Origin of the sequence: Rathayibacter sp. AY1C6 (assembly GCF_002931535.1) — a bacterium.
In the GTDB taxonomy this organism is placed as follows: Bacteria; Actinomycetota; Actinomycetes; order Actinomycetales; family Microbacteriaceae; genus Rathayibacter.
This window is the reverse complement of the sequence record NZ_PSWC01000001.1, coordinates 178828-199585: the sequence shown is the minus strand read 5'-3', so window position 1 is coordinate 199585 and position 20758 is coordinate 178828. Positions and strand designations below refer to the sequence as shown.

Sequence of the window (20758 nt, the reverse complement as noted above, 5' to 3'; positions counted from 1 at the left end):
GGAGCGCCCCCGTGTCCGACAAGGATGCCAACTGGAAGTACGCCGAGGACGCGGTCGTCGAGTCGGAGGCCATCGCCTCGGCCCGCCGGCTCTCGGTCGAGCTGGGCATCGACGCCGTCTCCCCCTCGATCGGCGCGCAGGCCGCGCTGGTCGCCGCCGCGGCGCGCGCGACCTCCATCATCGAGATCGGCACCGGCACCGGAGTGAGCGGCCTGTGGCTGCTCGACGGCGCCCCCGAGGCCATGCTCACCTCGATCGACTCCGAGGCGGTGCACCAGCAGCACGCGCGCGCCCAGTTCCACGAGGCGGGCATCTCGCCCAACCGGCTGCGGCTCATCCCGGGCCGCGCCCTCGAGGTGCTGCCCCGGATGAACGAGAACTCCTACGACATCGTCTTCGTCGACGGCGATCCGCTGCAGGTCATCGAGAACGTCGAGCACGCGCTGCGGCTCGTCCGTCCGGGCGGGACGGTCCTCGTCCCCCACGCGCTCTGGCGCGGACGCGTGGCCAACCCCGCGCAGCGCGACGAGATCGCGACGGCGTTCCGCACGCTGGTGGCCGAGGTCTGCGCCTCCCCCGCCGTGGTCAGCGTGCTCTCGCCGATCGGCGACGGCCTGCTGCAGGCCAACAAGCGCCGCGCCTGACGAGCGCGGCCGACCGAGGAAAGACGGAACGCCCGCCGCACGGTGTGCGACGGGCGTTCACGACGGTGCGGATCAGGCGGGAGACACCACCGACGCGAGCGCGTCGTGCAGCTCTTTCGCCTCTGCATCGTTGACCGAGACGACGAGGCGTCCGCCTCCTTCGAGCGGAACGCGCACGACGATGAGTCGGCCCTCCTTAACAGCCTCCATCGGTCCGTCTCCGGTCCTCGGCTTCATGGCCGCCATAGAGTTCCCCTTTCGTGACGTATCCCCCTATTATCGTGCATCCGCGGGGGTGTTCCGAACCGCGCCCGGAAGTCGGGCGTCAGCCGATCACGGCGGGGACCAGTCGCCCGGGGTGAACACCCAGCACAGCAGCACCCAGACGATCTGCCCGACGATCGATGCGGCCACCACGAACACCCTCAGGAGAGTCGACCGCGGCACCGCGAGCGCCCCGGCCAGCGGGAACATCGGCATCAGGATGCGGAACGTGCTCGACTGCGGGTAGAAGAACGCGAAGAGGTAGATCGCGTAGCCGCCGACCCAGAGCCGCGAGAAGACGTCGAGGCTGCGCGTGGCCCGCGAGAACAGGATCGCCAGGAATCCGAGCACCACCACGACGGTGATGCCCATGCCCGTGATCGGCGAGCCGAACCAGAGGCCTCCCCACCAGCCTCCACCGGCGAACCAGGAGGTGAAGGGGATGAGCTCGCCCTCGCCGATGAAGACGCTGCGCCAGGCGAGCTCGGTGTCGGTGTAGGCGGTGAAGGAGCCGGTCACGGCCCAGGCGATGAGCAGCCAGGCGAAGCCCACCGCGAGGGACCAGACCGTGAGGGCGACCGTGAAGGCGAACTCCCGGCGGGCGAACGGCTCGGTGCCGTGCACGTGGCGCCAGACGCGGTAGAGGAAGTAGAGGCCCGTCATCGCCGCGATCGCGAGGCCGCTCGGGCGCAGGAGCCCCACGACCAGCACGACGGGGAACGTCCAGATCCACTTGCGGCGCACCAGCAGGAGGAGCAGCACGGCCGTCAGGAGGATGCCGCCGGACTCCGCGTAGCCGATCTGCAGGATCGGGGACGTCGGAGCGACGCAGAAGAAGACGATCCCCATCAGCGCCTGGCCCTCGCTGAGCGAGACGCGGAACAGCCGGTAGATCACCAGGCACGCCGCTGCACTGCAGACCAGGGCGACGAGCACCGCCGCGTTCGCCCAGTCGAGCCCGGTGATGTTCATCAGGCCGCGGACGGTGAACGGGTAGACGGGCATGAACGCCCAGGGGTTCTGCTCCACGGCTCCGGACGGCGAGAGCGGCAGGACCGACGGGTACCCCGTCATCCCGATCCGCTCGTACCAGCCGCCGTCCCACGTCGTCGCGAACCGGACGTAGGTGTCGCGGAGTCCCGTCCACTCGACGCCCTGACGCACGGCGCCGACCCGGAGCATGATCACGGTCGTGACGACCCGCGACACGGCGAAGACCAGGAGCACCTGGATCCACCACGGGATCCTCCGGAGCAGACCCCAGCGGGAGCGGGACGGAGAGGCGTCCTCCGTCTCCGGCGCGATCGCGGTGGCGCTCACGCGAGCGGCCCGCGGTCCGTCGAGGAGGCGGTCGTCAGCGGGGAGCGGGCGGGTGTCGCCGCGGCTCGCCGGCGGGTCGGCCGGAGGAGGGGCGACGCGTGTCGCGGCTCACCGGCTGGCGTGAGGGGAGACATTCCGACGAGCATACCCGTGCGGGAGTCGGGAGTCCCCGGAGGAGCACCGCGCCGGGCGGGCGCGCGGCACGATCACGGCGGAGTCCAGTCCGATCCGGCGACGGCCCAGCAGATCGAGATCCAGCCGATCTGGCCGCCGATCCCGAGCAGGACCAGCGCGACGCGGAAGACCGGCGAGCGCGGCACCGCCAGCGCTCCGACGAGCGGGAACATCGGGCCCAGCAGCCGGAAGGTGCTCGACTGCGGGAAGAAGAACGCCAGCAGGTAGACGCCGTACCCGGCGACCCAGGCCCGGCTGAAGAGATCGAGCCGCCGTGTCCACGGTGCGGCGAGGATCCCGACGAACGCCGCCAGCAGGAGCACCACCAGCACGACGCCGACGGCCGGAGCACCGAACCACCACGAGCCCCACCAGGCGCCGCCCTGGAACCACGGGGTCAGCGGGAGCAGCTCCTGGTAGCCGATGTAGACCGCACGCCACGCCAGCTCGGTGTCGGTGTACGCGGTCATCGACCCGGTGACGGCCCACGCCACGGCGGGCCAGAGGAAGCCGACCACGAGCCCCCACGCCGTCAGGCCCACGGCCGGCAGCCACTCCGACCGCGGGAACGGCTCCGTGCGGCGCCGGACGAACCGGTAGACGACGTAGAGGCCGAGCGCGGCGGCGAAGGCGAGCCCGCTCGGCCGGGTCAGGCCCAGCAGCAGCACGACGGGCACGACCGCGAGCCAGCGGCGCCGCACCAGGAGGAGGAGCGTGACCGCGGTCAGGAGCATCGCCATCGACTCCGCGTAGGCGAGCTGCATCAGCGGCGAGGTCGGCGCCACGCAGAACAGCAGCACCGCCGTCAGCGACTGCGACTCGCCGAGGGAGTGCCGGAAGAGGCGGTACAGGACGAGGCAGGCTCCGGCTCCGCACAGGACGGAGACGGTCACGGCGGCCGGAGCCCAGGTGAGGCCGGTGACCGCCATCAGCGCCTTCACGACCCCCGGGTAGAGCGGCATGAAGGCCCAGGCGTTCTCCCCCACGTGGCCGTCCTGCGTGATCGGCAGGAAGCCGGGGTACCCGGTGGCCGCGATGATCTCGTACCAGCGGCCGTCCCACATCGACGCGAAGGCCGAGTAGGACGGGGAGGGGCCGGTCCACGGGTTCGCGAGCTGGTGCGCAGCGAACTGCAGCAGGATCACCGTCGTGACCACGCGGGTCGCGATGTACACCAGGAGGACCCGCGCCCACCACGGGACCAGGCGCAGGCGGAGGCGGAGTCGGACGGGGACGGCCGTGGCGCTCGCGCTCACGAGGACGCGGTCAGCCAGCGGCGGAGGCCCTCGGCGCACTCGGTGATCTCGTGCACCGCCACGCGCTCGTCGTCGGCGTGGGCCCGGAGCGGGTCGCCCGGTCCGTAGTTGACAGCCGGGATGCCCATGGCGGAGAACCGCGCGACGTCGGTCCAGCCGTACTTGGGCTTCGCCTCGGCTCCGACGGCCGCGAGGAAGGCCTGGGCCAGAGGTGCGTCCAGCCCCGGGCGGGCGCCCTCGGCCAGATCGTCCACCCTCACCTCGAACCCCTCGAAGAGCTCCTCGAGGTGGGCGAGCGCCTCCTCCCCGGACCGGTCGGGGGCGAAGCGGTAGTTGACCTGCACCGTGCAGAGGTCCGGGATCACGTTGCCCGCGACCCCGCCGGTGACGCGCACGGCGTTGACGCCCTCGCGGTACACGAGGCCCTCGACCTCGACCTCGCGCGGTACGTAGGCGGCGAGGCGGTCGAGGATCGGCGCCGCCGCGTGGATCGCGTTCTCGCCGACCCAGCTGCGGGCGGAGTGGGCGCGGACGCCGCGGGTGACCACGTCGACCCGGAGCGTCCCGTTGCAGCCGCCCTCCACTGCTCCGCTCGTCGGCTCGCCGAGCACGGCGAAGTCGGCGGAGAAGAGGTCGGGGCGGTGCCGGGAGAGCCGACCGAGGCCGTTGAGATCCGCTGCGACCTCCTCGTTGTCATACCACATCCAGGTGATGTCGACGGCCGGATCGGAGAGCTCGGCGGCGAGGACGAGCTGCACCGCCACTCCGGCCTTCATGTCGACGGTCCCGCGGCCGACCAGATGCTCGACGCCGTCGATCGTCTCGGCGACGACGGGCAGGTTGCCGTTGACCGGCACCGTGTCGAGGTGCCCGGCGATCACGACGCGCTGGGCGAGGCCGAGGTTCGTCCGCGCCACGACGGTGTGGCCGTCGCGGATGACCTCGAGGTGGTCGTACTGCTCGAGCGCCCACTGCACCGCGTCCGCGATCTCGAGCTCGTCGCCCGAGACGGACGGGATGTCGCAGAGGATCCGCGTCAGGGCGACCGGATCGGTGCGCAGATCGAGCGGAGGGGCGGTGGTCGGATCGGCCATGCGCCCCAGGGTAGCGGCCGGACGCTCCGCGCTACCCTGATCGGCATGACCCTCGAGCACTCCGCAGACTCCTCCGCGCCCGCCTCCGCCTGGGGATACGGGCTCGCCACCGTGGCCGACGACGGCACCGTCCTCGACACCTGGTTCCCGGAGCCCCGCCTCGGCACCATCCCGGCCGGCCGCGACCCCTGGATCGTGCCGGCGGAGTTCGAGGAGCAGGCCGGCGAGGATCCGCGCCGCGAGGTCCGCATCGACGTGGTCACGCTGCAGATCGACGTGCAGGCGCCGCCCGCCTCCACGTCCGACGCCTACCTGCGGCTGCACCTGCTCTCGCACCTCCTGGTCCGCCCGAACGAGGTGAACCTCGACGGCGTCTTCGCCCACCTGCCGAACGTGGTGTGGACGAACGCCGGTCCGGTCTCGCCGGAGTCGTTCACCCGCCTGCGCCCCTCGCTCCGGCGCCACGGCATCCAGGCCACCGGCATCGACAAGTTCCCGCGGCTGACCGACTACGTCACCCCGGCGAAGGTGCGCATCGCGGACACCTCGCGCGTCCGCCTCGGGGCGCATCTGGCACCCGGCACGACGGTGATGCACGAGGGCTTCGTCAACTTCAACGCCGGGACCCTCGGCAGCTCGATGGTCGAGGGGCGCATCTCGCAGGGCGTCGTGGTCGGCGACGGCTCGGACATCGGCGGCGGCGCCTCCATCATGGGCACCCTCTCGGGCGGAGGAGTGCAGCGCATCTCGATCGGCGCGCGGGCCCTGCTGGGTGCGAACTCGGGCATCGGCATCTCCCTCGGCGACGACACCGTCGTCGAGGCCGGCCTCTACGTGACCGCCGGCACCAAGGTCGTCGTGGTCGGCGGAGCGCCGCGCGCCGACGGCGCCCCGCAGACCGTGAAGGCCGTGCAGCTCTCGGGCGTGCCGAACCTGCTCTTCCGCCGCAACTCCCTCGCCGGGGCCGTCGAGGTCCTCCCCCGCACCGGCGCCGGCATCGAGCTGAACGCCGCCCTGCACGCCTGAGGACGGGCGTCCGGCGCCGCCGGGCCCAGCAGGCGGCACCCCGGGACGAACCGTGCTGATCGAGTCCGCGGCGACCACGCCGCTCTGCGTCCCGCCTCGAAGAAGCGGTTCGAGCCTCGGACGGCCGACGAGAGGCGGGTGCGCCGCACGGCGAGAGCCCGCCCCCGGCGGGGACGGGCTCTCGGGGACCGGTCAGCGGTCGTTCGGCCAGTGGCGCTCGGGCGAGCCCATGTAGAGCTGCTGCGGGCGGCCGATCTTGGTCTGCTTGTCGGTGTTCATCTCACGCCAGTGGGCGATCCAGCCGGGCAGGCGGCCGATCGCGAAGAGCACGGTGAACATCCGGGTCGGGAAGCCCATCGCCTTGTAGATGACGCCCGTGTAGAAGTCGACGTTCGGGTAAAGGCGCCGCTCCTTGAAGTAGTCGTCCTCGAGCGCGAGGGCCTCGAGCTCCATCGCGATGTCGAGCAGCGGGTCCTTCACGCCGAGGGCCTGCAGGACCTCGGAGGCGCTCTCCTTGACCAGCTTCGCGCGCGGGTCGTAGTTCTTGTACACCCGGTGGCCGAAGCCCATCAGGCGCACGCCCTCCTCCTTGTTCTTCACCCGCTCGACGAACGTCGACACGCTCTCGCCCGACTCGCGGATCCGGCCGAGCATGGTGAGCACCGCCTCGTTCGCTCCGCCGTGCAGAGGGCCGAACAGGGCGTTGATTCCTGCCGAGACGGAGGCGTAGAGGTTCGCCTCGGTGGAGCCGACGAGGCGGACGGTCGACGTCGACGCGTTCTGCTCGTGGTCCTCGTGGAGGATCAGGAGGCGGTCGAGCGCCTTCGAGAGCACCGGGTCGACCTGGTACTGCTCGGCCATCGTTCCGAAGTTGAGGCGAAGGAAGTTGTCGACGAAGCTCAGCGAGTTGTCCGGGTAGAGGAACGCCTGGCCGATCGCCTTCTTGTGGGCGTACGCCGCCATCACGGGCAGCTTCGCCAGGAGGCGGATCGTGGTGAGCTCCACCGCCTCCGGATCCTTAGGGTTGGAGCTGTCCTCGTAGTACGTCGACAGGGCCGAGACCCCGGCCGAGAGCACCGACATGGGGTGCGCGCTGTGCGGGAGCGCGTCGAAGAAGCGCTTGAGGTCCTCGTGGAGGAGCGTGTGGCGGCGGATGCGCTCGTCGAAGCCCGCGAGCTCGTCGGCCGTCGGCAGCTCGCCGTAGATGAGGAGCCAGGCCACCTCGAGGTAGGTCGCGTTGGTGGCCACCTCCTCGATCGGGTAGCCGCGGTAGCGGAGGATCCCCTGGTCGCCGTCGATGTAGGTGATCTGCGACTTGGTCGCCGCCGTGTTCACGAAGCCGTAGTCGAGCGACATGAAGCCGGTCTGCTTCGACAGGGTCGAGAAGTCGATGCTCGAGGAGCCGTCGACGCTGCGCAGGACCGGGAAGTCCGCGGTGCGGTCGCCGAAGGTGAGCGTGACCTTCTCGGGGAGCTCCTGCTCCGCCGGCGCGGGAGGCGGCGTCGTGGCGCTCCCGGTCGCGGGCTCCGTGGAGCCCACCGTCGCGGTTCCGTCGCTCTGCGTGCCGGATTCGGTCACAACGCCTCCCAGGTCGTCGCGGTCGCACCCCGGAAGCGCTCGCGCGGAGCGGGCGGCGCCGGGTCTGGATCGTGGTGCAGCCGGGGCCTCGCGAGGCGCCGTCGACCGAACCACATACAGCCTATGGGCAAAGCGGGGGCACTGTGACATCGCCCAGCGCTGGGGCCGGGGCCTTGTCGGAACCCCCCAGGATCGGCCGGGTCGAGCGCCTCAGAGGCCGCCGAACAGGCGCTCGACGGCCGCGTCGATCCGCTCGTCGGAGGCCGTCAGCGAGAGGCGCACGTGCTCGGGGAAGCCCTCCCCGTAGAAGACGCCGGGGCCCGCGAGGACGCCGAGGCGGGCGAGCCGGTCGATGGACTCCCAGGCCGGGCGGCCCTCGGTCGCCCACAGGTAGAGGCCGGCCTCGCTGCGGTCGATCCGGAAGCCCGCGGACTCGAGGGCGGGCCGGAGGCGGTCGCGGCGGGAGCGGTAGCGCTCCTTCTGCGCGGCGACGTGCTCGTCGTCGGCGAGGGCGACGATCATCGCCTCCTGCAGCGGACCGGGCACGATCATGCCCGCGTGCTTGCGGACGGTCACCAGGCGCGCGATCAGGGCCGCGTCCCCGGCGACGAAGGCGGCGCGGTAGCCGGCGAGGTTCGACTGCTTGCTCAGCGAGTAGACGCCGAGGACCCCGGTGCGGTCCTCCCCCACCACGCGCGGGTCGAGGACGCTCGGGATCGGCTCGTCGGCCCAGCGGCCGTCCCAGCCGAGCTCGGCGTAGCACTCGTCCCCCGCGATCACAGCGCCCAGCTCACGGGCACGCGCGACGGCGCGCTGCAGGGCGGGCACGTCGAGCACGGCGCCATCGGGGTTGCCGGGAGAGTTGAGCCAGACCAGGCGGGTCGTCACAGGCCACTCGGCGGGGTCGTCGGAGGCGAGCGCCTCGGCGCCGGCGATCGCCGCGCCCATCGCGTACGTCGGGTAGGCGGCGCGCGGATGCACGACCACGTCCCCCTCCCCGAGTCCGAGGAGGAAGGGCAGCCAGGCGACGAGCTCCTTGGAGCCGATAGTCGGCAGGACCTCGTCGATCCCGAGGCCCTCGACTCCGCGCCGCCGCGCGTACCAGGCGGCGATCGCCTCGCGCAGAGCGGGGGTGCCCACGGTCGTGGGGTACGCGTGCGAGTCAGTCGCGCGGGCGAGCGCGTCGCGGATCGGGGCGGGCGTCGGGTCCACCGGCGAGCCGATCGACAGGTCGACGATCCCGCCGGGGTGCTCCGCCGCCGTGCGGGCGAAGGGCGCCATCAGGTCCCAGGGGTAGTCGGGCAGCGCGCCGAGGGCCATGGGAGCGGCCTCAGTGACTCTGCGGAGGCAGCGCCGCGATGACCGGGTGGTCCTTCGCGATCACGCCGACCTTGGCGGCTCCGCCCGGGGAGCCGATCTCGTCGAAGAACTCGACGTTGGCCTTGTAGTAGTCGGACCACTCCTCGGGGAGGTCGTCCTCGTAGTAGATCGCCTCGACGGGGCAGACCGGCTCGCAGGCACCGCAGTCCACGCACTCGTCCGGGTGGATGTAGAGCGAGCGCTCGCCTTCGTAGATGCAGTCGACCGGGCACTCGTCGATGCAGGCGCGGTCTTTGACATCGACGCACGGAAGTGCGATCACGTAGGTCACGGTGCTCCAGGTCCCTTCGAACAGTGTGTCTATCGTACGGGGGCCGACGGGGCGTCGGCGTCCGCGGGCCGCGGGGCGGCGGCGGGAGCGGCCGCCCGCAGCCGCGGCCAGGCGATCACGACGAGGGCGATGAGGGCGGGGAGGAAGGTCCAGGCCACGCCGAGGCCGTTCGCCGGGACGAGGACGGATCCGCCGGTGCTGCGCAGGGCGAGCAGCCCGATCATCCCGAGCAGGCCCATCGCGGTGCAGAACGCGACGAACCGGTCGATGAGCACGAGGCGCAGCCCGAGCAGGAGCAGCAGCACGCCGGCGAGGGAGGCGGCGAGGCCGACCGGGAGGACGACACCGCCGACCGACACGGTGCTCTGATGGGCGACGGTCGTGATCGCTCCGACCACCGCGCCGACCAGGACTCCGGCGACGCCCGACAGCACGCGCGATCCCAGCGTCGGACGCTCCTCCGGCAGCGGCGCCGGACGCCCCGCCTGCGCGACCGGGCGGAAGCGCTCGATGCGGCCGATGGGGAACGGCGGACCGCTCGAGAGCCGGGCCTCGTCGCCCTCGACCACCAGCTGCGTCGCGTGCGCCTCGAGGGCCGCGCGCTTGCGGGCGTGGTCCTCGGCGGACAGCTCGATCACGACGTCCCCGGGGAGGGGCGGGGCCGCGTCGGGGAGGACGGCGAGGAAGCGCAGGCCCAGGCGCTCGGCGGCGCGCTCGGCGACCCGGGCGGTACGGACGTGGTCCGGGTGGCCGTAGCCGCCACCCGCGTCGTAGGACAGCACGACGCCCGCGTCGACCTGCCGGAGGACGGCGACGAGATCCGCCACCTCCTCGTCCTCGGGCGCGGCGGTGAAGGACGCGGGATGCACCGGCTCGAGCGGCACCGGGACGCGGCCTGTGCCCCACTGCATGCCGGAGTCCCGGTAGACGCGCGGAGCGAGGCCGGGTGCGCGGGCGCCCGCCTCGCCGAGGAAGCGGTGGTCGGCGACGCCGAGGGCCGTCAGGGCGACGACGAGCTCGGTCGTCCGGTGCGCGGCCAGCTCGGCCGAGCCCTCGAGCGGAGCGAGGTCCTCGGGGATGACCTCGCCGCACTCGCCCCGCGTGGCGGTGACGACGGTCACGGAGGCGCCCTGTGCCACCAGCCGCGCCAGGGTTCCGCCCATGGTGATCGTCTCGTCGTCGGGGTGGGCGTGCACCGCCACCACCCGCTCCGCTGCTGCGTCCCGGCCCGCGTCCACTCTCCGCCTCTCGTCCTGCGCGGCCTCCGCTGCGGGCGCTTCTGGACAGCGACCGGGCAGCGGACTACAGTCGACCCGGGTTAGGCAAGGCTTACCGAACAACGGAGGCCCGCCGACCGGATCGACTCGGGGCGGGAGTCGCCCCCTCCTCGTCCACCATCGACCAAGAGAACACGCGTGCTCGCAAACTACCTCATCGGCCTCCGCGAAGGCCTCGAAGCCGGCCTCGTCGTCGGCATCCTCGTGGCCTACCTGACCAAGCTCGGCCGGCGCGACGTGCTGCCGCGGCTCTGGACCGGTATCGCCGCCGCGATCGCGATCTCACTCGTCACCGGTGCGATCCTCACCTGGGGCCCCTCGACCCTGTCGTTCCAGGCTCAGGAGCTCATCGGCGGCGGCCTCTCGATCCTCGCGGTCGGCCTGGTCACCTGGATGATCTTCTGGATGGGCGCGAACGCCCGCAGCATGAAGGGCGACCTCGAGTCCCGGCTCGACGGCGCCGTCGCGGGTTCGGCCCTCGGCATCGTGGTCCTCGGCTTCATCAGCGTCGGCCGCGAGGGCATCGAGACGGCGCTCTTCGTCTGGGCGAGCGTGTCCTCGAGCACTGCGGGGTCGGGATCCAGCGCGTGGGTCGGCACGGTCGGCGCGATGCTGGGCATCCTCAGCTCGGTCGTCATCGCGTACCTGATCTTCCGGGGCTTCGTCCGGATCGACCTCGGGCGCTTCTTCACCTGGACGGGCGGCTTCCTCATCCTTGTCGCGGCCGGCGTCCTCTCCTACGGCGTCGGCGACCTGCAGGAGGCGTCGCTCCTGCCCGGCTGGGGCACCCCGCTGTTCTCGCTCGGCCCGATCCTCCCGCCGCCCGTGACCGCCGTGGTCGGCGGCCTCTTCAACTACACGCCCGAGCCGACCGCTCTGCAGTTCGCCGCCTGGCTGCTCTACCTCGTCGTCGTCGGCGCCCTGTTCGTCCGCCAGGTCCGCCTGCGCGGTCCGCGACGGGGCAGCGCGGCCCCGGTCGCCGCTCCCGCTCCCACCTCCGTCTGACCCGCTCCGGCACCGCCGGCGCACTCGCCCCGATCCAGGAGAAGCATGTCCTCGCGCGCTCGTCCCACCCTCCCCCGCGTCACCCTCGGCCTCGCCGGCGCCGGCGCCCTGGCGCTGATCCTCACGGGCTGCGTGCCGAACACCCCCGCGTCCTCCTCCTCCGCCGCGCTCGACGTCGCGATCAGGGACGACGCCTGCGAGGTGTCGACGGCGACCGCCGAGGCGGGAGCGGTGACGTTCTCACTGACCAACGGCGGCTCGGACGTCAACGAGTTCGAGATCCTGGCCGAGGACAAGCTGCGGATCGTGGGCGAGAAGGAGAACGTGACCCCGGGCCAGAGCGTCTCCTACGTCGCTCAGCTCGAGCCGGGCACCTACTACACCGCCTGCAAGTTCCAGCAGGTCGGCGCCCCGGTCGGGCTGAGCGAGTTCACCGTGACCGGTGAGGCCACCGCGCAGTCGGCGGATGAGAAGGCGGCGACGGAGGCGGCGGTCACCAACTACGTGGCGTACGTGAAGTCGCAGGTGGGCGAGCTGCTCCCCGCGGTGGCCGAGTTCGCGCAGGCCTACGAGGCCGGCGACGACGAGAAGGCGCGCGGCCTCTTCGCGTCGACCCGCGTCTTCTACGAGCGGATCGAGCCGACCGCGGAGGCGTTCGGCGACCTCGACCCGCGCATCGACTACCGCGAGGTCGACGCCGTCGCCGAGGGCCTGGACTGGACCGGCTTCCACCGCATCGAGAAGGACCTGTGGGCCCCCGCGGAGGGTGCGCTCAACTCCGACGGCACGAGCGCGCTCCTCGACTGGGCGCCCTCCACCCCCGAGCAGCGCGTGCAGTTCGGCCAGGGCCTCGTCGACGACGTGCAGAGCCTGGCCGACCTCGTGAACGCGCCCGGCTTCACCGTCTCGGTGGGCGACATCTCCAACGGCGCCATCGGCCTGCTCGACGAGGTCGCGGCCGGCAAGATCACGGGCGAGGAGGACTGGTGGTCGAGCACTGACCTCACCGACTTCGCCGCGAACGTCCAGGGCGCGGAGGTGGCGTTCGGCAACGTCGAGCCGATCGCGACCGCCAGCGGCGACGAGGGCGCCGACCTCACCGGACGGATCACGCAGCGGTTCTCCGAGCTCGACGCCCTGCTCGCGCAGTACGGCTCGATCGACTCCGGCTTCGCCGCGTACTCCACCGTCACCGCGGAGCAGAAGAAGGAGCTCTCGGACGCGGTCAACGCTCTCTCCGAGCCGCTCTCGCAGCTGACCCACACGGTGCTGGGCGTCGAGGAGCCGGCCGCGTAGTGGGCGCCGAGCAGCACGAGGGAGCCCGGCCGACGGATTCCGAGCAGCCCGCCGACGAGCCCCGCCGCCTCTCGCGGCGCGGGCTGCTCGGCCTCGTCTCGGCGGGGACGGCCGGGCTGGCCGCCGGAGTGGGCGGCACGGTGGCCGTCACATCGTCCGCGAGCGCGACGGCCTCCTCCGCCCCGCGCACCGTGCCGTTCTTCGGCGCGAACCAGGCGGGCATCACCACCGCCGCGCAGGACCGGCTGCACTTCGCCGCGTTCGACCTCGCCGCGGGCACCACGCGCGAGGACCTCGTCGAGCTCCTGAAGGACTGGACGCTCGCCGCCTCCCGGATGACCCAGGGCCTCGAGGTCGGCGAGAACGGCGCGGTGGACGGGCCGGACACGGCTCCCCCGGAGGACACCGGAGAGGCGCTCGGGCTCGACGCCGCGTCCCTCACCGTCACGGTCGGCTTCGGACCCACCCTCTTCACGGACGAGTCCGGCGCCGACCGCTTCGGCCTCGCCGACCGCCGGCCTCCGCAGCTGCAGGCCCTGCCCCGCTTCCGCGGCGACGCGCTCGTCCCCTCGGCCGGCGGCGGCGACTTGTGCATCCAGGCCTGCGCCGACGATCCGCAGGTCGCCGTGCACGCCATCCGCAACCTGAGCCGGATCGCGTTCGGCCGGGCCTCGCTCCGCTGGTCTCAGCTCGGCTTCGGCCGCACCTCCTCGACGTCCACCGCCCAGGCGACTCCGCGCAACCTCTTCGGCTTCAAGGACGGCACGGCGAACGTGAAGTCCGAGGAGGCCGACGCCGTCCAGGAGCACGTCTGGGTCCCCTCCTCCGACGGCCCCGCGTGGATGGTCGGCGGCAGCTACCTGGTCGCGCGGAAGATCCGGATGATCATCGAGACGTGGGACCGCAGCCAGCTGGGCGAGCAGGAGCGGGTCATCGGCCGCAGCAAGGGGTCCGGAGCGCCGCTCTCGGGCGGCACGGAGTCCACCGAGCCGGACTTCGCAGCGGCCGGCGCCACCGGTGCCCCGCTGATCGATCAGGAGTCGCACGTGCGCCTCGCGCATCCGAGCGTGAACAACGGAGTGCGGCTCCTGCGCCGCGGCTACAACTTCGTCGACGGCAACGACGAGCTCGGACGCCTGAACGCGGGGCTGTTCTTCCTCTCGTTCCAGCGCTCCCCGGAGCAGTTCGTCACCGTGCAGCGGAACCTCGCGACGGACGCACTGAACGAGTACGTGAAGCACGTCGGCTCGGCCGTGTTCGCGGTGCCGCCCGGTGCCCGCGACGAGACCGACTTCCTCGGCTCCGGCCTCTTCGCCTGATCCCTGAGAGGACCCGCACTCCGTCCCAGGATCCGGCGGGCTCACTCCACGGCGCGCCGAAGCCTCCGACCGTAGCGTCGTCGGCGATGTCCGGGAACAGTGCGAGAAGCGGCCTGACCAAGCGCGAGCGCCAGGAGCTCGCCCGAGCGCAGGCGCGGGAGCGCCGCGAAGCCGAGAGGCGCCGGCGGCGCCGGAACCGGCTGCTCGGGCAGGGCGGAGCGGTCGTCGGGCTCCTCGCGGTCGTGGCCCTGGTCTGCTGGAACGTCTGGACGCAGCAGGAGGTCGCGAGCGCCGGCCCGGCGAACATGCTCAGCGACGGCATCGTCCTCGCGGGCGACGGCTCGGCCGTGACGGCGACGACGAGCGCGGCGATCGCTCCGGGAGCATCCCCCGTCCCGACCGACGAGAGCGCCACGCGGGCGGGCGGAGTCGTCGCCGTCGACCTCTACGTCGACTACCTCTGCCCGTACTGCGGGCAGTTCGAGAAGGCGAACGCCGAGCAGCTGCAGTCGTGGCTGACGAAGGGGGCGATCACGCTCGAGATCCACCCGGTGGCGATCCTCGACTCCTCCTCGGCCGGCTCCGAGTACTCCAGCCGGGCCGCGAACGCCGCGGCGTGCGTCGCCGACGAGGATCCGGACCGCTTCCTCGCCGTGAACGCGGCGCTCTTCGCGCAGCAGCCGGCGGAGGGGACGACGGGCCTCGACGACGACGCTCTGCGGGCGCTGGTGACCGGAGCGGGCGTCACCGACGACGACGTCCTCGCCTGCATGACCGCGGGCGAGTTCCGGCCCTGGGTGAAGGCCGCGACCGAGCGGGCCACCTCGCTCCCCCTCGCGAACTCCTCGCTGCCGACGCTCGAGTCGACGCCCACCGTGCTGGTGAACGGCGAGCAGTACACGGGGAAGCCGGACGACGCGGCGGCGTTCGTCTCCTTCGTCACCTCGACGCTCGAGGCGGAGTCCTCGACCCCCTCTCCCTCTCCGAGTCCGGCGGGCTGATCCGGACCGCGAGGGACGGGATCGGCGCTGCACGCTGCAGCACCGGGCGGAGACGACGAGACCGGCCGGAGCATCGCTCCGGCCGGTCTCGTCGTAGGCGGGCGCCGAGGCGCCCGGGGCTCAGCCCTGCTTCTTGAGGCGGCTCGTCATGCGCGCGCGGGCGTTAGCATCGAGCTCCACCTTGCGGATGCGGACGACCTCGGGGGTGACCTCGACGCACTCGTCCTCGCGGGCGAACTCGAGGCACTCCTCGAGCGTCAGCTGACGCGACGGCGTCATCGACTCGAAGGTGTCGGAGGTGGACTGACGCATGTTGGTCAGCTTCTTCTCCTTGGTGATGTTGACGTCCATGTCGTCGTTGCGCGAGTTCTCGCCGATCACCATGCCCTCGTAGACCTCCTCGGTGGGGTTCACGAAGAAGGTCATCCGCTCCTGGAGCGCGATGATGGCGAACGGGGTGACGACGCCGTTGCGGTCCGCGACGATCGACCCGTTGTTGCGGGTGACGATCGCGCCGGCCCACGGCTCGTAGCCGTGCAGGATCGCGTTCGCGATACCGGTGCCGCGCGTGGTGGTGAGGAACTCGGTGCGGAAGCCGATCAGGCCGCGCGACGGGACGATGAACTCCATGCGGACCCAGCCGGTGCCGTGGTTCGACATGCCGTCCATGCGGCCCTTGCGGGCGGCGAGGAGCTGCGTGATCGCGCCGAGGTACTCCTCCGGGGCGTCGATCGTGAGGTGCTCGAAGGGCTCGTGCGTCTTGCCGTCGACCTGGCGGGTGACCACCTGGGGCTTGCCGACGGTCAGCTCGTAGCCCTCGCGGCGCATCTGCTCGACGAGGATGGCCAGCGCGAGCTCGCCGCGGCCCTGGACCTCCCACGAGTCGGGGCGTCCGATGTCGACGATCTTGAGCGACACGTTTCCGATGAGCTCGCGGTCGAGGCGGTCCTTGACCATGCGCGCCGTGAGCTTGTGGCCCTTCACCTTGCCGACGAGCGGCGAGGTGTTGGTGCCGATCGTCATCGAGATCGCCGGGTCGTCGACCGTGATGGCCGGCAGCGGGCGGATGTCCTCGGGGTCGGCGATGGTCTCGCCGATGGTGATCTCGGGGAAGCCCGCGATCGCGACGATGTCGCCGGGGCCCGCGGACTCGGCCGGGTAGCGGTCGAGCGCCTTCGTGATCAGCAGCTCGGTGATGCGCGCGTTGGTGTGGGTGCCGTCGTGGTGGACCCAGGCGACCGTCTGCCCCTTCTTGATCGTGCCGTTGAAGACGCGGAGGAGGGCGAGGCGGCCGAGGAACGGCGACGCGTCGAGGTTGGTGACGTGGGCCTGGAGGGGCGCGTCGTCGTCGTAGGTCGGCGCGGGGATGTGCTTGAGGATCGCCTCGAACAGCGGCTCCAGGTCCTCGGCGTCCGGCAGCGTGCCGTCCTCGGGCTTGTTCGCCGAGGCGCGGCCGGCCTTGCCGGAGGCGTAGACCACGGGGACGTCGAGGATCGCGTCGAGGTCGAGGTCCGGCACGTCGTCGGCCATGTCCGAGGCGAGGCCGAGGAGCAGGTCCTGGCTCTCGGCGACGACCTCGTCGATGCGCGCGTCGGGGCGGTCGGTCTTGTTGACCAGGAGGATGACGGGGAGCTTCGCCTCGAGCGCCTTGCGCAGCACGAAGCGGGTCTGGGGCAGCGGGCCCTCGGACGCGTCGACGAGGAGGCAGACGCCGTCGACCATCGACAGGCCGCGCTCGACCTCGCCGCCGAAGTCGGCGTGGCCCGGGGTGTCGATGACGTTGATGGTGATGGGACCGTCGCTCGCGTGCTTGCCGCTGTACGAGACAGCGGTGTTCTTCGCGAGGATCGTGATGCCCTTCTCGCGCTCGAGCTCGTTGGAGTCCATCGCGCGCTCGTCCACGTGGGCGTGCGCGTCGAAGGAGTTCGTCTGCTTGAGCATGGCGTCGACCAGCGTGGTCTTGCCATGGTCGACGTGGGCGACGATCGCGACGTTGCGCAGGTCGGAGCGGGTGGCACTTGCCATGGATACGGACTCGTCTCGTGTTCTCGTGCAAAAGGGGGACCATCCATCGTACCGCAGCGAGGCGTCCGCACGGCGAAGGGCCCCGGATCCCCGCTCCGGAGGGCTCCGAGGAGCGCTCCAGGCGGGGCCGGGGCCCAGTTGACGGTCGGTCAGACCGCGAACTCGATGCCGGCGCCGGGGATGGCGTCGAGCAGCTCGCGGGTGTACTCCTGCTGCGGCGAGTCGAACACGGTGTCCGTCGGGGCGTGCTCGACGATCCTGCCCTTCTGCATCACGCAGACGTCGTCGGCGATCACGCGGACCACCGCCAGGTCGTGCGTGATGAACAGGTAGGTCAGCCCGAGCTCGGCCTGCAGGTCGGCGAGGAGGCGGAGGATCTGCGCCTGGACGAGGACGTCCAGAGCCGACACGGCCTCGTCGAGCACCACGATCTCCGGCTTCAGCGCGAGCGCGCGGGCGATCGCCACGCGCTGGCGCTGGCCGCCGGAGAGCTCGTTCGGGTACCGGCTCGCGATCACGCGCGGGAGGGACACCTGGTCGAGCAGCTCGAGGACGCGCTCGCGCTGCGACGTCCGGTCGCCGACCTTGTGCACCCGCAGCGGCTCCGAGATGGTGTTGCCGATGTTGTGCAGCGGGTCGAGCGAGCCGTACGGGTCCTGGAACACCGGCTGCATGGAGCGCCGGAGCGCCAGCATGTCGCGGCCCTTGAGCTTCTCTGTCCGGCGACCGGCGATCGAGATCGCTCCGGACGTCGCCGTCTCGAGGCCCAGCACCAGGCGGGCGATCGTCGACTTGCCCGATCCGGACTCGCCCACGAGCGCCGTGGTGGTGCCCTTCGGGATCGAGAAAGACACGTTGTCGACGGCGGTGAAGTCCTCGGCCTTCAGGCCGCCGCGGCGGATCTTGAAGACCTTCGTGAGGCCGTCGACCTCGATCATCGGGGCGCCCGAGGCGACCGCGCCGGCGTGGTGCGCGGCGCCCGCGCCGACCAGGTCGACCTCGCGCACGGCCTCCGACTCGCCGGAGACCGACTCCACGGCCCGGCCGGCCGTCGACTGGATGCGGCGCGACGCGAGGCTGGGCGCCGCCGCGATCAGGCGCTGCGTGTAGGGGTGCTGCGGGTTCTGCAGCACCTCCACCGAGGCGCCGGACTCGACGATGCGGCCCTTGTACATGACGATGAGCTTCTCGGCGCGCTCGGCGGCGAGGCCCAGGTCGTGCGTGATGAAGAGCAGCGCGGTGCCGTCGGTCTTCGTCAGAGTCTCGAGGTGGTCGAGGATCCGGCGCTGGACCGTGACGTCGAGCGCCGAGGTGGGCTCGTCGGCGATCAGCAGCTGGGGAGCCGCGGCCAGGCCGATGCCGATCAGCACGCGCTGGCGCATGCCGCCCGAGAACTGGTGCGGGAACTGCTTGAGGCGCTTCTCCGCGTCGGCGAGGCCCGCGTTCTGCAGGACCTCGATCGCCTTGGCGCGCACCTCCTTGCGACCGGTCGCGAGGCCGTTGGCCTTGATGGTCTCCTCGACCTGGAAGCCGACCGACCACACGGGGTTCAGGTTCGACATCGGGTCCTGCGGGACGTAGCCGATCCGGCGGCCGCGGATGTCCTCGAGCTCGGTCCTCGTCGCCTTCGCGAGGTCCTTGCCGTCGAACAGCACGGAGCCGGCGGTGACCTGGCCGGTGCCGGGGAGCAGGCCGATGATCGCCGCGGCGGTCGTCGACTTGCCGGAGCCCGACTCCCCCACGATCGCGACGGTCTGGCCGTGCTCGATCGTGAGGCTCACGCCGCGGAGGGCGGGGACCAGTCCGCTGCCGGTCTGGAAGCCGACCTCGAGGTCGGTGACCTCGAGCAGCGGCCCGTGCGGTGCGTTCGGTGTCGTGGCGGTCATCGGAGGGCCCTCGCCTTCGGGTCGAGCGCGTCGCGGAGCGATTCGCCGAGGAGGATGAAGCTCAGCACCGTGACCGTCAGGGCGATCGACGGGTAGATCAGCGTCTGCGGGTTGGTGCGCAGATCGCGCTGGGCCTGGCTGATGTCGTTGCCCCACGACATGACCGAGCCGGGCAGGCCGACGCCGAGGAACGACAGCGTCGCCTCCGCGGTGATGGCCGCGCCGAGCGAGATCGTCGTGACGACGATGACGGGAGCGATCGAGTTCGGCAGCACGTGCCGGAACAGGATCGCCATGCGGGAGAGGCCGGTCGCGGTGGCGGCGCCGACGAAGTCGGCCTGCTTCACGCGGAGGACCTCGGAGCGCAGGACGCGCGCCGTCGTCGGCCAGGCGAACGCGCCGATCGCCAGGGCGATGACGAACACGTTCCGGTAGGCCGAGAAGACGGACATGATGACGACCGCGGCGAGGATGTAGGGGATCGAGAAGAAGATGTCGCCGAGGCGCATGATCACGGTGTCGACCCAGCCGCCGAAGAAGCCGGCCAGAGCGCCGCCGATGACGCCGGAGACCGTCGTGATCACGATCACGATGAGGCCGACGGTCAGCGACGTGGACGTGCCGTGGATGATCCGCGAGAACACGTCGCACCCCTGCTTGGTGTAGCCGAGCAGGCTGCCGTCGCCGGGGCCCTGGTTGCTGAACGAGAGCGCGCACTGGCGGGGGTCCACCGAGGTGAACAGGCCCGGGAACAGCGCGACGGCGATGATGACGAGGATCAGGACGCCCGAGATCCAGAACATGGGCCGCTTGCGCAGGTCGCGCCACGCGTCGGTCCAGAGGTTGCTGGGCTTCTCGTCGAGGCTGACGGCGTCGACCGACGCGATCGGCGTCTCCTCGAGCGGGGCCACGAAGTGGTCGATGCGGCGGGCCTTCTGCGCGCCGCCGGTGGACTCATTTGGCATAGCGGATCCTCGGGTCGAGTACGGCGTAGAGCAGGTCGACGAGGATATTCACCACGAGGTAGAACAGCACCATGACCGTGACGAAGGAGACGACGGTCGGCCGCTCACCTCGGATGATCGCCTGATAGAGCGTGTTCCCGACTCCGGGAACGTTGAAGATGCCCTCGGTCACGGTCGCGCCGACGATCAGGAGGCCGAAGTCGGCTCCGAACTGCGTCGTGACCGGGATGAGCGAGTTGCGCAGGACGTGCACGGGGATGACGCGGCGTCGCGAGAGCCCCTTGCTGTACGCGGTGCGGACGAAGTCCGAGCCGGCCGTCTCGATGACCGAGCCGCGCGTGAGGCGGATGGCCGACGCGACCACGAACAGGGCGAGCACGATCGCGGGCAGCAGCAGCCTCTGGAACGACGCGTCGGCTCCGACGGTCGGAGGGAACCATCCCAGCTGGATCGCGAAGAAGGACTGCGCGATGAAGCAGAGCACGAAGATCGGCACCGACACGAGCAGGAGGCTGACGACCAGGGCGCTCGCGTCGAAGAAGCTGCCCTTGCGCAGACCGCTGATGAGGCCGATGGTCAGCGCGACGACGATCTCGATGACGATCGCCATCATGGCGAGCGTCAGGGTGACCGGGAAGGTGCGGGCGAGGATCTCGTTGACGGACTGGCCGGAGAACGAGATGCCGAAGTCGCCGCGGACGACGCCTCCCAGGTAGTACAGGTACTGGACGAAGAAGGGCTCGTTCAGGTGGTACTGCTCCTCGAGGCGGGCGAGGAGTGCGGGGCTCGGCGTCTTGTCGCCGAAGAGCGACAGGAGCGGGTTCCCCGGCATGGAGAAGACCATGAAGTAGATGAGGAACGTGGTGCCGATGAGCACGGGGACGGCTTGCAGGATGCGTCGGACGATGTAGGCGAGCATGTCAGCCCAGCCGGTTCCGGAGTCGCATGGATGGGGACCTCATTCGATTGTGACCGAA

At 71.4% G+C, this 20758-nt stretch carries 18 protein-coding genes; 6 read left to right on the top strand and 12 right to left on the bottom strand.

The genetic code is table 11. The features are described from left to right. Nucleotides 1–11 precede the first annotated feature (11 nt). Entirely contained in the window at nt 12–644 is a 633-nt protein-coding gene (locus tag C5D36_RS00845) for an O-methyltransferase (RefSeq protein WP_104222989.1), read from the top strand. A gap of 72 nt (nt 645–716) precedes the next feature. On the opposite strand, the gene C5D36_RS00840 is transcribed toward C5D36_RS00845, so the two are convergent. The 4 genes from C5D36_RS00840 to dapE all read right to left on the bottom strand — a co-directional run bounded on the left by C5D36_RS00840 (nt 717) and on the right by dapE (nt 4752). After that, nucleotides 717–890 carry a DUF3117 domain-containing protein gene (locus tag C5D36_RS00840; protein ID WP_068208299.1) on the bottom strand — a complete coding sequence of 58 codons (174 nt, stop codon included), beginning with the start codon at nt 888–890 and terminating at the stop codon, nt 717–719. 87 nt (nt 891–977) lie between these two features. Then, nucleotides 978–2228, bottom strand: coding sequence for a hypothetical protein (locus C5D36_RS00835; RefSeq protein ID WP_104294988.1), 1251 nt, complete (start codon nt 2226–2228; stop codon nt 978–980). A gap of 206 nt (nt 2229–2434) precedes the next feature. Further along, entirely contained in the window at nt 2435–3658 is a 1224-nt protein-coding gene (locus C5D36_RS00830; protein WP_146083676.1) for a hypothetical protein, read from the bottom strand. Further along, a complete protein-coding gene (gene dapE, locus C5D36_RS00825) occupies nt 3655–4752 on the bottom strand; it encodes a succinyl-diaminopimelate desuccinylase (RefSeq protein WP_104294987.1) in 1098 nt (365 codons plus the stop codon). The genes C5D36_RS00830 and dapE overlap by 4 nt, the downstream gene beginning before the upstream one ends. A gap of 45 nt (nt 4753–4797) precedes the next feature. On the opposite strand from dapE, the gene dapD reads away from it, so the two are divergent. Then, nucleotides 4798–5778 (top strand): 2,3,4,5-tetrahydropyridine-2,6-dicarboxylate N-succinyltransferase, encoded by a 981-nt coding sequence (dapD, locus tag C5D36_RS00820; protein ID WP_104294986.1) that lies wholly within the window; start codon nt 4798–4800, stop codon nt 5776–5778. A 192-nt stretch (nt 5779–5970) separates the two neighbouring features. Here the strand turns inward: dapD and C5D36_RS00815 are convergent, their stop codons facing one another. The 4 genes from C5D36_RS00815 to C5D36_RS00800 form a co-directional block, all read right to left on the bottom strand. Beyond that, nucleotides 5971–7356 (bottom strand): citrate synthase, encoded by a 1386-nt coding sequence (locus C5D36_RS00815; RefSeq protein WP_258062828.1) that lies wholly within the window; start codon nt 7354–7356, stop codon nt 5971–5973. A gap of 210 nt (nt 7357–7566) precedes the next feature. Next, nucleotides 7567–8676, bottom strand: coding sequence for a succinyldiaminopimelate transaminase (gene dapC / locus C5D36_RS00810; RefSeq protein WP_104294985.1), 1110 nt, complete (start codon nt 8674–8676; stop codon nt 7567–7569). Nucleotides 8677–8686: 10 nt separating this feature from the next. Further along, nucleotides 8687–9007: a ferredoxin gene (fdxA, locus tag C5D36_RS00805; RefSeq protein ID WP_104222984.1), complete on the bottom strand. Its 321-nt coding sequence runs from the start codon at nt 9005–9007 to the stop codon at nt 8687–8689. A 29-nt stretch (nt 9008–9036) separates the two neighbouring features. Continuing rightward, nucleotides 9037–10245 carry a PIG-L family deacetylase gene (locus tag C5D36_RS00800; RefSeq protein ID WP_146083675.1) on the bottom strand — a complete coding sequence of 403 codons (1209 nt, stop codon included), beginning with the start codon at nt 10243–10245 and terminating at the stop codon, nt 9037–9039. 177 nt (nt 10246–10422) lie between these two features. Here C5D36_RS00800 and efeU point away from each other — a divergent pair, with 177 nt between their 5' ends. The 4 genes from efeU to C5D36_RS00780 all read left to right on the top strand — a co-directional run bounded on the left by efeU (nt 10423) and on the right by C5D36_RS00780 (nt 14905). Further along, on the top strand, nt 10423–11289 hold the full coding sequence (gene efeU, locus C5D36_RS00795) for an iron uptake transporter permease EfeU (RefSeq protein WP_104225548.1): 867 nt from the start codon (nt 10423–10425) through the stop codon (nt 11287–11289). Between the two features lie 45 nt (nt 11290–11334). Continuing rightward, entirely contained in the window at nt 11335–12585 is a 1251-nt protein-coding gene (efeO, locus tag C5D36_RS00790) for an iron uptake system protein EfeO (RefSeq protein WP_104294984.1), read from the top strand. Further along, nucleotides 12585–13904, top strand: coding sequence for an iron uptake transporter deferrochelatase/peroxidase subunit (efeB, locus tag C5D36_RS00785; RefSeq protein WP_104291539.1), 1320 nt, complete (start codon nt 12585–12587; stop codon nt 13902–13904). Before efeO ends, efeB begins: the two co-directional genes overlap by 1 nt. 86 nt (nt 13905–13990) lie before the next feature. Beyond that, on the top strand, nt 13991–14905 hold the full coding sequence (locus tag C5D36_RS00780) for a thioredoxin domain-containing protein (RefSeq protein ID WP_104294983.1): 915 nt from the start codon (nt 13991–13993) through the stop codon (nt 14903–14905). Between the two features lie 120 nt (nt 14906–15025). Here the strand turns inward: C5D36_RS00780 and typA are convergent, their stop codons facing one another. From typA to C5D36_RS00760, 4 genes are all read right to left on the bottom strand, one after another. Beyond that, the gene (gene typA / locus C5D36_RS00775; protein ID WP_104222978.1) at nt 15026–16930 is read right to left on the bottom strand and encodes a translational GTPase TypA; all 1905 of its coding nucleotides are present in this window, start codon (nt 16928–16930) and stop codon (nt 15026–15028) included. A 149-nt stretch (nt 16931–17079) separates the two neighbouring features. Further along, complete coding sequence (locus tag C5D36_RS00770) at nt 17080–18816, bottom strand: ABC transporter ATP-binding protein (protein WP_104260189.1); 1737 nt, start codon at nt 18814–18816, stop codon at nt 17080–17082. After that, nucleotides 18813–19781, bottom strand: a complete 969-nt coding sequence (locus tag C5D36_RS00765; protein ID WP_104222976.1) for an ABC transporter permease — start codon at nt 19779–19781, stop codon at nt 18813–18815. Before C5D36_RS00765 ends, C5D36_RS00770 begins: the two co-directional genes overlap by 4 nt. Continuing rightward, the gene (locus C5D36_RS00760) at nt 19771–20700 is read right to left on the bottom strand and encodes an ABC transporter permease (protein WP_104222975.1); all 930 of its coding nucleotides are present in this window, start codon (nt 20698–20700) and stop codon (nt 19771–19773) included. Before C5D36_RS00760 ends, C5D36_RS00765 begins: the two co-directional genes overlap by 11 nt. Between the last annotated feature and the right edge of the window lie 58 nt (nt 20701–20758).

What these genes read in the sequence shown, in the direction of transcription:
- dapE (WP_104294987.1), bottom strand. Translation starts at nt 4,752, where the DNA reads ATGGCCGATCCGACCACCGCCCCTCCGCTCGATCTGCGCACCGATCCG.
- C5D36_RS00765 (WP_104222976.1), bottom strand. Translation starts at nt 19,781, where the DNA reads ATGCCAAATGAGTCCACCGGCGGCGCGCAGAAGGCCCGCCGCATCGAC.
- typA (WP_104222978.1), bottom strand. Translation starts at nt 16,930, where the DNA reads ATGGCAAGTGCCACCCGCTCCGACCTGCGCAACGTCGCGATCGTCGCC.
- efeO (WP_104294984.1), top strand. Translation starts at nt 11,335, where the DNA reads ATGTCCTCGCGCGCTCGTCCCACCCTCCCCCGCGTCACCCTCGGCCTC.
- dapD (WP_104294986.1), top strand. Translation starts at nt 4,798, where the DNA reads ATGACCCTCGAGCACTCCGCAGACTCCTCCGCGCCCGCCTCCGCCTGG.
- C5D36_RS00780 (WP_104294983.1), top strand. Translation starts at nt 13,991, where the DNA reads ATGTCCGGGAACAGTGCGAGAAGCGGCCTGACCAAGCGCGAGCGCCAG.
- C5D36_RS00770 (WP_104260189.1), bottom strand. Translation starts at nt 18,816, where the DNA reads ATGACCGCCACGACACCGAACGCACCGCACGGGCCGCTGCTCGAGGTC.
- C5D36_RS00840 (WP_068208299.1), bottom strand. Translation starts at nt 890, where the DNA reads ATGGCGGCCATGAAGCCGAGGACCGGAGACGGACCGATGGAGGCTGTT.
- C5D36_RS00760 (WP_104222975.1), bottom strand. Translation starts at nt 20,700, where the DNA reads ATGCTCGCCTACATCGTCCGACGCATCCTGCAAGCCGTCCCCGTGCTC.
- dapC (WP_104294985.1), bottom strand. Translation starts at nt 8,676, where the DNA reads ATGGCCCTCGGCGCGCTGCCCGACTACCCCTGGGACCTGATGGCGCCC.